Source organism: Streptomyces sp. NPDC001380, assembly GCF_042895785.1.
Classification (GTDB): Bacteria; Actinomycetota; Actinomycetes; order Streptomycetales; family Streptomycetaceae; genus Peterkaempfera.
The window spans coordinates 379,286-394,021 of sequence record NZ_JBIAWP010000002.1 but is presented as its reverse complement, the minus strand read 5'-3'; the positions used below and the strand labels follow the sequence as shown (position 1 = coordinate 394,021).

At 75.3% G+C, this 14,736-nt stretch carries 13 protein-coding genes; 9 read left to right on the top strand and 4 right to left on the bottom strand.

The features are described 5' to 3' along the window. Nucleotides 1–503 precede the first annotated feature (503 nt). Nucleotides 504–2,648 carry a bifunctional polysaccharide deacetylase/glycosyltransferase family 2 protein gene (locus tag ACFY07_RS04465; RefSeq protein WP_390867325.1) on the top strand — a complete coding sequence of 715 codons (2,145 nt, stop codon included), beginning with the start codon at nt 504–506 and terminating at the stop codon, nt 2,646–2,648. A gap of 125 nt (nt 2,649–2,773) precedes the next feature. Beyond that, nucleotides 2,774–4,024 carry an acyltransferase gene (locus tag ACFY07_RS04460; protein ID WP_390867324.1) on the top strand — a complete coding sequence of 417 codons (1,251 nt, stop codon included), beginning with the start codon at nt 2,774–2,776 and terminating at the stop codon, nt 4,022–4,024. Here ACFY07_RS04460 and ACFY07_RS04455 read toward each other — a convergent pair. Continuing rightward, nucleotides 4,000–5,622, bottom strand: coding sequence for a PucR family transcriptional regulator (locus ACFY07_RS04455; RefSeq protein ID WP_390867323.1), 1,623 nt, complete (start codon nt 5,620–5,622; stop codon nt 4,000–4,002). The genes ACFY07_RS04460 and ACFY07_RS04455 overlap by 25 nt on opposite strands. 412 nt (nt 5,623–6,034) lie before the next feature. Between ACFY07_RS04455 and ACFY07_RS04450 the strand changes: the two genes are divergently transcribed. The 5 genes from ACFY07_RS04450 to ACFY07_RS04430 all read left to right on the top strand — a co-directional run bounded on the left by ACFY07_RS04450 (nt 6,035) and on the right by ACFY07_RS04430 (nt 11,325). Then, entirely contained in the window at nt 6,035–6,925 is an 891-nt protein-coding gene (locus ACFY07_RS04450; protein ID WP_230648039.1) for a xanthine dehydrogenase family protein subunit M, read from the top strand. Next, complete coding sequence (locus tag ACFY07_RS04445; RefSeq protein WP_230648040.1) at nt 6,922–7,404, top strand: (2Fe-2S)-binding protein; 483 nt, start codon at nt 6,922–6,924, stop codon at nt 7,402–7,404. Before ACFY07_RS04450 ends, ACFY07_RS04445 begins: the two co-directional genes overlap by 4 nt. Continuing rightward, nucleotides 7,401–9,758, top strand: a complete 2,358-nt coding sequence (pucD, locus tag ACFY07_RS04440; RefSeq protein ID WP_390867322.1) for a xanthine dehydrogenase subunit D — start codon at nt 7,401–7,403, stop codon at nt 9,756–9,758. The genes ACFY07_RS04445 and pucD overlap by 4 nt, the downstream gene beginning before the upstream one ends. Nucleotides 9,759–9,862: 104 nt before the next feature. Beyond that, nucleotides 9,863–11,077, top strand: coding sequence for an XdhC family protein (locus ACFY07_RS04435; RefSeq protein ID WP_390867321.1), 1,215 nt, complete (start codon nt 9,863–9,865; stop codon nt 11,075–11,077). A gap of 110 nt (nt 11,078–11,187) precedes the next feature. Further along, nucleotides 11,188–11,325 (top strand): hypothetical protein, encoded by a 138-nt coding sequence (locus ACFY07_RS04430; RefSeq protein ID WP_390867320.1) that lies wholly within the window; start codon nt 11,188–11,190, stop codon nt 11,323–11,325. Between the two features lie 73 nt (nt 11,326–11,398). Here ACFY07_RS04430 and ACFY07_RS04425 read toward each other — a convergent pair whose 3' ends face one another. Together ACFY07_RS04425 and ACFY07_RS04420 are read right to left on the bottom strand one after the other, a co-directional pair. Then, a complete protein-coding gene (locus ACFY07_RS04425) occupies nt 11,399–11,839 on the bottom strand; it encodes a hypothetical protein (RefSeq protein WP_390867319.1) in 441 nt (146 codons plus the stop codon). Next, entirely contained in the window at nt 11,806–12,147 is a 342-nt protein-coding gene (locus ACFY07_RS04420) for a hypothetical protein (RefSeq protein WP_390867317.1), read from the bottom strand. The genes ACFY07_RS04425 and ACFY07_RS04420 overlap by 34 nt, the downstream gene beginning before the upstream one ends. Before the next feature lie 245 nt (nt 12,148–12,392). On the opposite strand from ACFY07_RS04420, the gene ACFY07_RS04415 reads away from it, so the two are divergent. Both ACFY07_RS04415 and ACFY07_RS04410 read left to right on the top strand, forming a co-directional pair. After that, nucleotides 12,393–12,872 carry a hypothetical protein gene (locus tag ACFY07_RS04415; RefSeq protein WP_390867316.1) on the top strand — a complete coding sequence of 160 codons (480 nt, stop codon included), beginning with the start codon at nt 12,393–12,395 and terminating at the stop codon, nt 12,870–12,872. Continuing rightward, the gene (locus ACFY07_RS04410; RefSeq protein ID WP_390867315.1) at nt 12,869–13,222 is read left to right on the top strand and encodes a hypothetical protein; all 354 of its coding nucleotides are present in this window, start codon (nt 12,869–12,871) and stop codon (nt 13,220–13,222) included. Before ACFY07_RS04415 ends, ACFY07_RS04410 begins: the two co-directional genes overlap by 4 nt. A gap of 1,013 nt (nt 13,223–14,235) precedes the next feature. Here the strand turns inward: ACFY07_RS04410 and ACFY07_RS04405 are convergent. Further along, the gene (locus ACFY07_RS04405) at nt 14,236–14,607 is read right to left on the bottom strand and encodes a GntR family transcriptional regulator (RefSeq protein WP_390867314.1); all 372 of its coding nucleotides are present in this window, start codon (nt 14,605–14,607) and stop codon (nt 14,236–14,238) included. Nucleotides 14,608–14,736 lie beyond the last annotated feature (129 nt).

The window sequence follows — 14,736 nt, the reverse complement described above, 5'->3', positions numbered from 1 at the left end:
CGGCCTTCACGGCGGTGTTCACCACCGCCGTGCTGAGCGCGCGCTCCGAGGTCCCGGGGCTCGACATCCCCGAACGGCGCGGCGCCAGCGCCCCCGCCACCGCGCGGCCCGGCCCCTCCGGGCCGACAGGGCCCCGGACCCCGTCGGCGGAGGCCTCCGGGTCCGCCGCACCGGACGGCACCGCGTCCGCGGACGCCGCTCCCGGATCCCTCCTCCCGGGCGGCGCCGGCGGGCGGCCCGCCCGCCCGGCCGCCCGTCCGGGGACGCACGGAGCCACGCCCCGGCCGCCCTCGCGGACGGCGGCTCCCGCCGCGGGCTCCGCCCCGGCCCGCGCCCCCGCGGGACCGCCGGCCACCACCGGGCCCGCCACCACGGCGGCCCCGTCGTCCGCCCCCGCCGGGGGCACCCCGGCCGGACCCCCGCCGTCCGACGGCACCCGCGACCCGCGGGCCGGGAGCGCCTTCCCGAGCCTCCCCTCGTTCCCCTAGCGGAGAAGCCAGCTGATGCACCGTCACCGACGTCACCGGGCCGCCGCCCGGACGCGCCGCAGGTCCGCACCGCCGCTGCGCTTCCTGCTGCCCTCCCTCGTCATGGTCGCCCTGATGGGCCTGCTCCTGCTGCGCGGCCTGGTCACCAACGAGGTGTTCCACGACAGCCGGGTCGCCGAGTCGGTGGACAAGACGACCGTCCCGCGCCACCTGCTCACCGGCGGACCGGTCGTCGACTCCCGCCACGGCAGGGAGCGCAGCTACCGCCCCGCGGACCGCACCGTGGCGCTCACCTTCGACGACGGCCCCGACCCGGTCTGGACGCCGAGGGTGCTCGACATCCTGGCGAAGCACCACGCCCGTGCGACGTTCTTCGTGACGGGCGCGATGGTCTCGCGCCACCCCGCCCTGGTGCGGCGGATCGTCGCCGAGGGCCACGAGGTCGGCGTGCACACCTTCGACCACCCGGACCTCGCCCTGCAGTCCGACACCCGGCTCTCCTGGGAACTGGCCCAGACGCAGCTGGCCCTGGCGGGCGCCGCCGGCATCCACAGCTCGCTGTTCCGCCCCCCGTACTCCTCCAGGGCGAGCGCACTCGACGACCTCACCTGGCCGGTCGTCAGGAAGGCCGGCGCGCGCGGGTACATCACCGCCTTCATCGACACCGACACCGACGACTGGAAGCGGCCGGGCGTCGACGCCATCGTCAGGGCGGCCCTGCCCCGGCATCCCGGCGAGGGGGCCGTGGTGCTGATGCACGACTCCGGCGGCGACCGCTCCCAGACGGTGGCCGCCCTGGACCGGCTGATGCCCCTGCTGGAGGCGGAGCACTACCGCTTCACCACGGTGAGCGGGTCGCTGGGCGCCCCGAGCGCGCACACCGCGGTCAGCGGCTTCCCGCTCTGGTCCGGCAGGGTGTTCATCGGGTTCGTCTCCGTCTCCGTGGCCCTGCTGCCGGTCCTGGTGGCGCTGCTGGCCGTGGTCGGCGGCCTGGTGCTGGCGCGGTTCGCGCTGATGCTGGCGCTGTCCTTCCGGCACGTGCGGCGCACGCGTGCCGACGGGTTCTCCTGGGGGCCGCCGGTGACCGCGCCGGTCACCGTGCTGGTGCCCGCCTACAACGAGCGGGAGTGCATCGCCCACACGGTGCGGTCGCTCGCCCGGAGCGACCACCCGGTCGAGGTGGTCGTCGTCGACGACGGGTCGACGGACGGCACCGCGGCCGTCGTCGAGGCGCTGGGGCTGCCCGGGGTGCGGGTCGTGCGGCAGGCCAACGCCGGCAAGGCGGCGGCGCTCGACACCGGCCTGGCGCACGCCTCGCACGACCTGGTCGTGATGATGGACGGCGACACGGTCTTCGAGCCCTGCACCGTCCGCGAGCTGGTGCAGCCCTTCGCCGACCCGCGCGTCGGCGCGGTGGCGGGCAACGCCAAGGTCGGCAACCGGGACACCCTGATCGGCGCCTGGCAGCACATCGAGTACGTCATGGGCTTCAACCTCGACCGGCGGATGTACGACGTGCTCGGCTGCATCCCCACCATCCCCGGCGCCGTCGGGGCCTACCGCCGCTCCGCGCTGGCCGGGGTCGGCGGCATGAGCGACGACACCCTCGCCGAGGACACCGACGTCACCATGGCCCTGCACCGGGCCGGCTGGAGGATCGTCTACGCCGAGGACGCCCGCGCCTGGACGGAGGCGCCGCAGTCCATGGACCAGCTGTGGTCGCAGCGCTACCGGTGGAGCTACGGCACCATGCAGGCGATGTGGAAGCACCGGCACGCGGTGCTGGAGCGCGGCACCGCCGGACGGTTCGGCCGGGTCGGCCTGCCGCTGGTGGCGCTCTTCACCGTGGTCGCGCCGCTGCTGGCGCCGCTGATCGACGTCTTCCTGATCTACGGCATGGTCTTCGTCGACCTGGGGCGGACCCTGCTGGCCTGGCTGGCCGTGCTCGCCGTCCAGGCGGTGTGCGCCGGGTACGCCTTCCGGCTCGACCGGGAGAGGCCCTGGCACCTGGTCAGCCTGCCGATCCAGCAGGTCGTCTACCGGCAGCTGATGTACCTGGTGCTGCTGCAGTCCTGGATCACCGCCCTGACCGGCGGCCGGCTGCGCTGGCAGAAGCTCCGCCGGACCGGCGAGGTCGAGGCCCCCGTCGCCGCCGTGTGAGGCCCCCGCGGCGGCACGGACCGGCAGCACGGAGCCGCCCGTCCCCGCGCACCGTGCCGCCGCCCGGCACGGCCCCCGCACCGCCCCGCACCGCCACGCACCGCCCCGCCACGAAAGGCACCCGCATGACCCTCCCGGCAACGGCCCCCGCCCCGGCCGGGGCTGCCGTCCCCGTCGCACCGCGCCCGGAGGGCGGTGCGCCGCCCTCCGGGCGCGACCGCTACCTCGACCTGCTGCGCGCCCTGGCCCTGGTCCGGGTGGTGGCGTACCACCAGTTCGGCTGGGCCTGGCTGACGCTCCTCCTCCCGTCCATGGGCGTGATGTTCGCGCTCGCCGGGTCGCTGATGGCGCGGTCGCTGGAGCGGCCGGCGCTGCACGTGGTCCGGAGCCGGATGCGGCGGCTGCTGGTGCCGATGTGGCTCTTCGGGGCCGTGGCGATGGGCGGGACGGTCCTGCAGGGCTGGGGCCCGGGCAGCGGCGGCGGCACCCGCTGGTGGCTGAGGATGCTCTTCTGGGTGGTGCCGCTCAGCGACCCGCCGTACCCGTCGCACCTGCCCGGCGTGGACGGGATCCTGGACGGCGGCTGGGCCGAGCAGGTGGCCGTCCCGCTGTGGTACCTGCGGGCCTACCTGTGGTTCGTGCTGCTCTCCCCGCTGATGCTGCGGCTGCTGCGCCGCGCGCCCTGGCCGGTGCTGCTGGCCCCGCTGGGCCTCGCGGTGGTCCTGGGCTCGGGCCGGATCGCCCTGCCGGACCGGGTGGGCGCCGCCGCGACCGACTTCGCGGTCTTCGCCTCCTGCTGGCTGCTGGGCTTCGCCCACCACGACGGGCTGCTGCGCCGCCTCCCGCGCTACGTGACGCCGTCCGTCGCCCCGTTCGTGCTGCTGGCCGGGCTGTGGTTCGCCGTGGACCACCAGGACCCGGAGAGCGGCTACGACCTGGACGGCATCCCGGTCGCCCAGGCGGTCTGGTCGTTCGGCTTCGTCCTGGTGCTGCTGCACCTCAGCCCCTCGTGGACCTCCTGGCCGCGGCGGCTGCGGCGGTGGTCGGGGGTGATCGGCCTGCTCAACGCCCGCGCGGTGACCGTCTACCTGTGGCACGAGGCGGCGCTGATCGCCACCGTGCCGCTGATCGACCAGCTCTGGCGGTTCCCGGTACTGGAGCGGAACGTGCCGTGGCTGCTGGACAGCCCCTGGCTGAACTTCCTCGGCGCCTGGCCGCTGATCGCCCTGTGCGTCGTGCTCTTCGGCTGGGTCGAGGACGTCGCCGCGCGGCGGCGGCCGCGGCTCCTGCCGTGGCCGCGCCGGTCCGCCGGGCCGGGCACCGTCCGGGGGCACCGCGGCGGCAGGCGGCGTCAGGCGAGCGCCAGGGCCAGGTAGAAGTCCACCCGGTCCTCCAGGCGTGCCAGGTCGCGGCCGGTCAGCTCCTCGATCCGGCGGATGCGGTAGCGCAGGGTGTTGACGTGGACGTGGAGGGCCGCCGCGCAGCGCGTCCAGGAGCCGTCGGCGCGCAGGAACGCGTCCAGGGTGCGGACCAGGTCCGCCTGGTGCTCCAGGTCGTAGGCGACCACCCGGTCCAGCAGCCGGCTGCGGAAGGCGCGGCGCACGTCGTCGGGGACGGCCGCCAGCAGCAGCACGTGGGAGGCGAGCCCCTCGGGCCCGGCGGCGCGGATCCGGCCGGTGCGGGCCGCGGCGACGCGGCGGGCGTGGCGGGCCTCCTCCCAGGCGCCGCGCAGCGCCCCCGGCCCCTCGGCGGGGGCGCTCACGCCGAGGGTGATCCGGCCCTCGGGGCCCAGGCCGGCCTCCAGGGGGGCGAGCAGGGCGCCCAGCCGGGCCGCGGCGTCGCCGCCCTCGGAGGCGCCGGGGGCCCCGGGGCCCTCCCCGCAGGCCCCGCCCCCGGCGGGGACGGGCAGCAGCACCACGGCCTCGGCGCCGCTCCCGGCGACCAGCGCCCGGTCGTCGTCGTCGGTGAGCGCCTCCTCCAGCGCGGCCCGCAGCGCGCCGTCGGGCAGGCCGGTGCCCTCGGCGGCGACGACCAGCCGGGCGGCGGGCGGCGTCTGCGGACCGGGGCCGGACATGGCCTCGGCCGCGTCCAGGACGCGGGCGGTCTCGGCGGAGCCCGCGTCCCGGACGAGCAGGGCGGCGAGCTCGTCGGCGAGGCGGCGGCGCAGCGCGCGCCCCTGGTCGCGGCGGACCCGCTCGGCGGCGACGAGGCGGGCGAGGTTCTCCGCGAGCTGGCCGCGCTTGGCGCTCCACTCGGCGTCGTCGCCCGCGACGGCGAGCAGCCAGTCGGCGAGCGGGGCCGGGGCCGCCGGGTCGGCGGGGGCGGGCAGCAGGGCGTAGGGGCGGCCGTGCGCGCGGGCGCGGTGGGGCGGGCGGGTGCGGCGGCGCAGGGCGGCGAGATGGGTGCGGACCAGCCGCTCGCGGTCGGCGGCGGGCAGGCGGCCGGCGGGCCCGGCGACGACCCGGCCGGTGGGGGCGAGCACCCAGCAGTCCAGGTCGAGGTCGCCGCCGACCAGGTCGAGGACGGCGTCCAGGCCGCTGCCGCCCGCGGCGGAGACCAGCAGCCGGTGGCGTTCGACGAGGGCGGCGAGGTCCGCGGCGCGGTCGGCGGAGACCTGGCGGCCCACGTACTCGCCGACGGCGGCGAAGGCGATGTCCTCGGGGACGGCGAAGAGCGGCATGCGGTGGCGCCGGCACGCCTCGACGAGGTCGGCGGGGACCGGTCCGACCTCGGCCTCCCCGGCGGCGAGGGCGACGGCGCCGGCGTCGGCCAGCACCCGCACGAACCGCTCGGAGTCCTCGGGGCGGGAGCGCCAGAGCATGCCGGTGAGGACGAGTTCACCCCCGTGGAGGTACCGGCCGGGGTCGTGCAGGTCGGTGGTCATCACGCCGGTGACCTGCCGGTCGAGCTCGTCCTCGCCCGTGAGGAGCCGCAGGCCGGGGGCGCCGGGGGACAGCAGGGCGGCGACGCGCATCTCCTGCCTCCTCCCGCCGGGGGCTCCTGCCGCCGGGGGTTGCTGCCGCCGGGGGGTTCCTCCCGCCGGGGGTTGCTGCCGCCGGCGGCCGCCCGCGCTCCCGGCGGCGGATCCCGCGGGGGATCCGGGCGGCGGATCCGGGCGGCGCGGATTGCGGAGGTCCGGCTTTGGAGAAAGCTACAGGAGAGCGCGGTACGGCGCCGCGCGGGGTTCATGCCATCGGTGACTGCCCGCGCCCGCCCGCACGCGTGTGTACTGGCTCACAGAGGCACCGGTCCGCCGGGCGCACCGGTCCGCAGGGGTCCCGGTCCGCAGGGCGCGCCGGTCCACAGGCGCGGCGGCCCGCACGGCGGCCGGTCCTCCGGGACGGCCGGCCCCCCGGGCGGGTGCGCCGCTCGACGAGGGAGACCGGATGGAGTTCCTGCGGCCCGAGACGTGGGACGAGGCGCTGGCACTGAAGGCGGAGCACCCCGACGCGGTCCCGGTCGCGGGCGGGACGGACGTGATGGTCGAGCTGAACTTCGACCGCCGCCGCCCGCCGGCGCTGCTGGACCTGAACCGGGTGGCCGAGGCGGCCCGGTGGGAGTCGGACGGCGCGGTGGTGCGGCTGGGCGCCGCGGTCCCGTACGCGCGGATCGTCTCCGAGCTGGGACGGGAGCTGCCGGGGCTGGCCCTGGCGGCCCGCACGGTGGGCTCGCCGCAGATCCGCAACCGCGGCACGGTCGGCGGCAACCTGGGCTCGGCGTCGCCCGCCGGGGACGCGCACCCGCCGCTGCTGGCCGCGGGCCGCGGGGTGCGGGTGGAGGCCGCGTCGGTGCGCGGCACCCGGATGGTGCCGGTCGACGACTTCTACCTCGGCCCCAAGCGCAGCGCGCTGGAGCCGGACGAGCTGGTGCGGGCGGTGCACGTGCCGGTCGCGGGCGGCCCGCAGCAGTTCTCCAAGGTCGGCACGCGCAACGCGATGGTGATCTCGGTCTGCTCGTTCGCGCTGGCGCTGCACCCGGCGGACCGGACGGTGGGCACCGGCATCGGGTCGGCCGCCCCCACCCCGCGCCGCGCCGCGGAGGCGGAGGCGTTCCTGGCCGGGGAGCTGGCGGAGCGCGGCCTGTGGGAGCGCGGCGGGGAGCTGGACGAGGCCGTGGTGCGGCGCTTCGGGGAGCTGGCCGCCGCCGCGGCCTCCCCCATCGACGACGTGCGCGGCAGCGCCGACTACCGGCGCCACGCGCTGGCCGTCATGGCGCGGCGCACCCTGGGCTGGTGCTGGGCCGGGTATACCGGTCTGCCGGAGAGGAGCGCGGCATGAGGGTGGTGTTCACGGCCAACGGGCGCCGGGTGGAGGCCGACGACGTGTGGGAGGGCGAGAGCCTGCTGTACGTGCTGCGCGAGCGGCTCGGCCTGCCGGGCTCGAAGAACGCCTGCGAGCAGGGCGAGTGCGGCTCCTGCACGGTCTACCTGGACGGCGAGCCGGTCTGCGCCTGCCTGGTGGCCGCCGGGCAGGCGGAGGGCCGGGAGGTGCGCACCGTGGAGGGCCTGGCCGGGGAGGACGGCCTCGACCCGGTGCAGCAGGCGTTCCTGGACGCCGGGGCCGTGCAGTGCGGCTTCTGCACGCCGGGCCTGCTGGTGCAGACCCACGCCCTGCTGGAGCGGGACCCGCGCCCCGCCGACGCGGACATCCGCGAGGCGCTGTCGGGCAACCTGTGCCGCTGCACCGGCTACGAGAAGATCATGGACGCGGTGCGGCTGGCGGCCGCCCGCCGGGCCGGGGAGGGGGCGCAGGGATGACCCCGCTGCGGACCGAGAAGAACCTGGTGAAGATCACCACCGACCACCCGCACGGCGTCGGCACCGACGCCGCCCGGCCCGACGGCATTCTCAAGGTGCGGGGCGAGTTCGCCTACTCCTCCGACCTGTGGGCCGAGGACATGCTCTGGGGGACCGCCCTGCGCTCCCCGCACGCCCGCGCCCGCATCCGCTCGGTGGACGTGAGCCGTGCGCTGGCGGTGCCGGGCGTGCACGCGGTGCTCACCCACGAGGACCTCCCCGGCGTGAAGACGTACGGCCTGGAGATCCAGGACCAGCCCGCGCTCGCCGTCGACCAGGTCCGCCACCACGGCGAGCCGGTCGCCCTGGTCGCCGCCGACCACCCCGAGACGGCCCGCCGCGCGGCCGCCGCGATCGCGGTCGACTACGAGGTGCTGGAGCCGGTCTGCACCGAGGAGCAGGCCCTCGACCCCGAGCGGTACGGGTACGTGCACGCGCCCGCGGAGTACCGGGGCAAGGCGTCCGGCAACGTGCTGCACCGGCAGCGGGTCGTCTCCGGCGGCGGCGTCACCGACGAGGTGCGGGCCCGCGCCGACGTCGTGGTGCGCGGCACGTACGAGGTCGGCATGCAGGACCAGGCGTTCCTCGGCCCCGAGTCCGGCCTCGCGGTGCCCGCCGAGGACGGCGGCGTGGACCTGTACGTCGCCACCCAGTGGCTGCACGTCGACCGGCGGCAGATGGCGCCGGTGCTGGGCCTGCCCGAGGAGAGGGTGCGGATCACGCTCGCCGGCGTCGGCGGCGCCTTCGGCGGCCGCGAGGACCTGTCCATGCAGATCCACGCCTGCCTGCTGGCGCTGCGCACCGGCCGCCCGGTCAAGGTCGTGTACGGGCGCGAGGAGTCGTTCTTCGGGCACGTCCACCGGCACCCGGCGCGGCTGCGCTACGAGCACGGCGCGACCCGCGACGGCCGGCTGGTCTACGTCGACGCCCGGATCGTGCTCGACGGCGGCGCCTACGCCTCCTCCTCCCCCGCCGTGGTCGGCAACGCCGCCTCGCTGGGCGTCGGCCCGTACGTGGTGCCGCACGTGTCGATGGAGGCGCTGGCCCTCTACACCAACAACCCGCCGTGCGGGGCGATGCGCGGCTTCGGCGCCGTGCAGGCCTGCTTCGCGTACGAGAGCCAGATGGACCGGCTCGCCGCCGCGCTCGGCACGGACCCGGTGGAGCTGCGGCGGCTCAACGCCGTCGAGGAGGGCGACGCCCTGCCGACCGGGCAGCGCATCGACTCCCCGGCCCCCGTCGCGGAGCTGCTGCGGCGCGTGAAGGCGCTGCCGCTGCCGCCCGCCGCCGGGGCGGACCTGCGGGAGATGCCGGGCGCGCTCTCCAACACCACCCACGGCGAGGGCGTGGTGCGCGGCGTCGGCTACGGCGTCGGCATCAAGAACGTCGGCTTCTCCGAGGGCTTCGACGACTACTCCACCGCCCGGGTGCGGCTGGAGGTCGTCGGCGGGGAGCCCGTCGCCCTGGTGCACACCGCCGCCGCCGAGGTCGGGCAGGGCGGCGTCACCGTCCACGGGCAGATCGCCCGCACCGAGCTGGGCGTGGAGCGGGTCACCATCCACCCCGCGGACACCGGCGTCGGCTCGGCCGGCTCCACCTCCGCCTCCCGGCAGACCTACATGACCGGCGGCGCCGTCAAGATGGCCTGCGAGGCGGTGCGCGAGGAGCTGTTCGCGCGCGGCCGCGCCCGGCACGGCTGGACGCACGACGACCTCTCCCTGGCCGGCGGCAAGGTCGTCTCCGAGGCGGGCGGGGTGCTGGCGTCGGTGGCGGACCTGCTGGGCGACGACGCGATCGAGCGGACCCGGGAGCACCACCACCGGCCCACCCAGCCCTTCGACCCGGAGACCGGGCAGGGCTTCGGCCACGTCCAGTACTCCTTCTGCGCGCACCGGGCCGTCGTCGACGTGGACGTCGAGCTCGGCCTGGTCAAGGTGGTGGAACTGGCCGCCGCGCAGGACGTGGGACGGGCCGTCAACCCCGGCGCGGTCGTCGGCCAGATCCACGGCGGCTCCGTGCAGGGGCTGGGGCTCGCCGTGATGGAGGAGGTCGCCACGGAGGGCGGACGCGTCCGCAACCCGTCCTTCACCGACTACCTCATCCCGACCCTGCTGGACACCCCGCCGCAGCCCGTGGACGTCCTCGAGCTCGCCGACCCGCACGCCCCCTACGGCCTGCGCGGCGCCGGCGAGGCCCCGACGCTCTCCTCCACCCCGGCGATCGTCTCCGCGATCCGGGCCGCCACCGGGCTGGCCCTGCGGCGGGTGCCGGTCCGTCCCGAGCACCTCACCGTGCGGAGGCCGGAGGAGGACTGACATCCTCTCAGTGCGGCCGGCCGGCGCCCGGCGCCCCGGACAGCCGGTCCGCCGGCCCGGACGGCCGGCCGCGCGACCCGAGAGCGGACGAAGGAGCACCCCGGATGCAGGACATCGCCGGACAGCTGCACGCCTGGCACACCGCCGGACGGCCCTTCGCCGTGGCCACCGTCACCGCCGTCTCCGGCAGCGCGCCGCGCGAGCCGGGCGCGGCGCTCGCCGTCGACGAGGACGGCGAGGCGGTCGGCAGCGTCTCCGGCGGCTGCGTCGAGGGCGAGGTGTACGAGCTGTGCCGGGAGGTGCTGCGCACCGGGCGGCCCGTGGTGCGGCACTTCGGGTACGGCGACGAGGACGCCTTCGCGGCCGGCCTGACCTGCGGCGGGTCCGTGGACGTGCTGGTGCAGCGGGTGCGGCCCGGGGCGGACGCGGGCCTCGACGCGGCGCTGGCCGCCGTCGCCGAGGGCCTGCCCGTCGCCCTGGTGCGGGTGGTGGCGGGCCCGCCGGGGCTGCTGGGCGCCGCCCTCGCCGTCACCGCCGACGGCAGCCGCGGCTCGCTGGGCGGCGGGCCGCTGGAGGCCGCGGCGGCGGACGGCGCGCGCGCGATGCTCGCGGCCGGGCGCACCGGCCGGGTCGTCCTGGACCGGGAGGGGCGGCCCTGCGGCGAGGAGGCGGCGGACGGCGTCGTGCTGCTCGTCGAGTCCTACGCCGCGCCGCCGCGGATGCTCGTCTTCGGCGCCATCGACTTCGCGGCGGCCGTCGCCCGCATCGGCGCCTTCCTCGGCTACCGGGTGACGGTCTGCGACGCCCGCGCGGTCTTCGCCACCGCCCGGCGCTTCCCCGACGCCGACGAGGTCGTCGTGGACTGGCCGCACCGCTACCTGGAGCGGGAGGCCGCCGCCGGGGCGCTGGACGGGCGGACGGTGGTGTGCGTCCTCACCCACGACGAGAAGTTCGACGTGCCGCTGCTGACGGCGGCGCTGCGGCTGCCCGTCGCCTACGTCGGCGCCATGGGCTCCCGCCGCACCCACCGGGACCGCCTGGCGCGGCTGCGGGCCGCCGGGCTCACCGGCGCCGAACTGGCCCGGCTCCGCTCCCCCATCGGCCTCGACCTGGGCGGCCGCACCCCGGAGGAGACGGCGGTGGCCGTCGCCGCCGAGATCGTCGCCCACCGCCGCGGCGGCACCTGCCTGCCCCTCACCCTCGGCGAGGGGCCGGTCCACGGCGGTCCGACCCGCGGGGGCCCGCTGCACGGCGCCCGGGCCCGGGGCGGCCTCCCGTCGCTGCCGTTCCCGCCGGAGGCCGCATCCGTCTCCCCATGATCCGGCACCCGGCACCCGGCACCCGGCGGCCGCCCTCCGCCCGGAACAAGGCACGGCACCGACCCTGATCGGGCGCCCGCGGCCGCGCCCACATCGGCGTCACCGCAACCGTGTACGCCCACGTCCGGCTCCGCCTCCAGCGCGACGCCATCGACCTCCTCGGCAACGCCCTCCGCGGCCCGACAGACGAGACGGCCGACCCCGACAACGGCGACGAACCGCCACTTCCTGCAGCGTCCGTCCGCTGACGTTGCCGTCAACTACTGCCGTCAAACGCGCCCGAGGCCCCTCCCGAAATTTCGGAGGGACCTCGGGCGATCGCTATTTCTTCGAGCGCTCTTCGAGCTGCCTCGAAGCCTTCTCGCGGACCTGCCCCCAGTGATGCCGAGACAACCCCAGGAGGGCATTTATCGGCGTTCCCGGATTTCCAGCAACCGACGACACTACGGCATCATGCTCGTCGCGAGATAGGAGATCCAGAATATCCTCCGGCACTCCCTTGCGGCCCGCAATCTTCCCCCTCACTCGCCAGTCATCGTCGCGGACCAGAAACCTCAGCGCTTCGTCGGGAACAGTCCGATTAAAGGTCACCCAGAAGCGCATGCCGGGGTAGTTGTTCACGATGTCGAGCCAGACATCAAGCGGAGCCTCTTCCTGCTTGAGGCGCTGATAGTCGGCACTATCGCCACTCATACGTAGCCGGACGAACTCTTCGGCGCTCTCAATCATCAGCAGCCCTTCACCGTCTTCAGTCCACTCCAAGAGATGAACTTGCCGGTCTTTCCCTTGTACTTGCCCTCAATGAACTTGCCGCCCTCACCCGCATCCGCGAACCATTCGAGCCCCTTGGTGGTTTCTCGGAACACCTTCCACTTAGAGCCGCCATGTCCAGCCTTATCCGGGCTCCACCAATAAACATCACCATTGGTGTCGGGAACCTGCTGGTAGCAGTTGGCTCCAAATGGGCCGCCACGCATAATCCTGGGCGACCCGTTCGGGTCTATGCTCCAAACCCCGGGAGGGGCTCCACCATCATTATGAAAAAGAACCGGCGTGTCGCCTGCCAGCACATAGTACGTGCGCTGGGCACCCCCTCTCCACCTGCGTTTTCGCAGGTCAATGGCGATTCGGCGGTCCGCTGACGTCCGTGGAAGTGCGGTGGTGTCGGGTCCGGTTGCCGTCAGCGTTGCCGTCAGAGGTATAGACCTGTTGCCATGCGGATCGCACGGCAGTGATCGCGATCATCTCCTTGCCGAGCGGCACCCAGACCGCGATCCGCTATCCGAGGCAGGACATCCGAGCTACTGTGGATGTCATGACGACGGCCTACGAGGACGTGCCCTTCAGCGAGCTGCTCCACCACCCCGCGGCCACCGCCCGACGCCTGGACGCGGTCCGCGCCCTACGCCTGCGCCGACGCGACGCGGGCGATCTCGCGCTCATTCGCGCCGACCAGCTGGAGCAGGACTCCACCGTGGTCGACTTCACCGCCCGCCTGCTCGCCGGGCTGGTCCGCACCGAGAACACCGCCGCACTGCGCCAGGCCCTGCCTGATGCCCTGCCCTGGTCGGTCTTCCTCCCTGAGGACGACGTCGAAGCGATGCTCCGCGAGCTCGTGGACACCGCCCGCGGGGCTGCTGCGCTGGAGAACTTGGCTCCCATCGCGCTGCTGCTGGCCCAGTGGCGGCACAGCGCCGAGATCTACGCCGACCCCGCCCTGCACGCCCTCCTCACCCGCGAGCCCGACGGCGACCTCGGCACTGTCCCCGTACCCGAAGGCGAGACCGCCGAGTGAGCCCCAAGCGCGGTGACCGCGCGGCCCCACCCCCGGTCGGCGATGAATTCGACCTACGCTTCGCCAACACCGAGGCCGCCAACGGCTGGGACCACCTCTCCCGCCACGCAGCAGGCAACCTCCGCCGCGCCTTCGACAAAATCCGCTCTGCCCCGCGCGCCACCGACGACCCCGAGCGCCACCACCGCCTCAAGGGCAAGCTCGGCTCCACGATCTGGAAGGGGCAGACGCTGGAGCGCTGGCAGTACGAGGTCACCGGCGGCGGCCGCATCTGGTACCTGGTCGACGACGCCAACCGCACCGCCTGGATCACCTACGCAGGCACCGGACACCCCAAAGCCACCGACTGATCGCCCTTCACCTCCTGTCCACCAGCTGAGTCCACGATCCGCGCGAATGTTGGCGCGACCTTGAGCTGGTGGCCTGCCCGATCCCGGACCCCGACCCGGGCAGGTGGGCGGTCCGGGGGCTTTCAGCGGCTCGGCGCTCGATTACCGGAGCCGCCCTCGGTCGGCGTACGGCGGGGCTGGTGCGTCGGCCAGTCCGGCAGCGTGGGGGCCGGGGCGGGAGGCGGTCCGGTCGACGGCGAGTGGCCGGGACCTTCGCTCCCCTGCCGGAGGAGACGCCAGCTACCCGCCCGGCGGTGAGCCCGGCGACGCCCATTGAGGGTTGGCCCCCTGGGTCGGCCCTCTTCCCGTTGGATAGCCCGTTGGGATATCCAACGGGCTAACTTGCTGCGCCAGCAGCCGGGTTGTGGTCGGCCCGGTCGCCCTGCCGTTCCCCGGATTCTCGGTCGGCTTCCGCCTGGGCCGACGTGCATCCGCAGGCTCAGCGGTGGGCCGGCCTCAACGGGCGGCGGTCACCGCAGAGGAGTCGCACGTCCGGACGCCGGGCGGGAACGGGTCCGCCGCTCGGCAGGTGGCTGGGAGCTTCGCTCCCCGCCGGAGGCAAACGTCAGCCACCGCCCCCGGTGAGCTGACGTGACGGGCGGAAGGTCGGCCCCCCGGTCGGCCCTGCCTGCGATCCGGCCGTAGGACGGTCGTAGGCGACAACTTGCTCCGCAACGCGGCAAGGAATCCACAGCCCACAACGTGCTCCCAGCGGGCACAACGCCGGGGTCCGTCTCGGCCTGGTCCCGGTTGCCGCCGGCACCCAGCGCAGGCGTCGGACGCCTGCCCGGCTGTGGGTCGGTCGGCGACGTTCGGCCAGCTCAGACGGCGGGACGCCGCCTTGAACCTCGAACCTCGTAGAGAAAATCTGAACGCACACCCCGTGCCCAGCGTCCCGGCACGGCGGGTCAGCGGCCCCGCTCGCCGCCGCCCGTCTCGAGGGCCTCGACGCGGGCGCGGAGGTCGGCGAGCTGCTACACGGCGTCGGCCAGTGCCCGTTCGAGCGTGTCGACACGGGCTGCCGTCCCGCCGAGGGGGGCGGCCGTGTCTGGGCGGTCGAGGTCATCTGCGTCGTCAGGATGATCGTGGTGAGCGACGAAGGCGCCCTTGCCGGGGCGGGAGACCGCCCACCCCTCCTGCTTCAGCAGGGTCATGGCCTTCTGCACGGTCAGGCTCGCCGCCCCGAACTCCCGCATCAACACGGCCTGCGTCGGCAGCGCGTCCCCCGGCCGCAACCCACCCGAGCGGATCCGCTCACGCACGGCCTCGGCGATCACCTCGAACGTCAGCGGCACCCCGCTGCCCGCCGACCTGCGCCCACGCCGCCCCACCACCACGCCGGTCACCCCCGCTTTCCACGCCCTCTACCAGCCAAATCCGGCCCGTCCAAACCGGGAAACCGGCCCCACACTACCCGCGTCCCACCAGCTACAGCGGCGCCATCAGCCATCAGGACGTCGGTGCCAGCAGGAAAG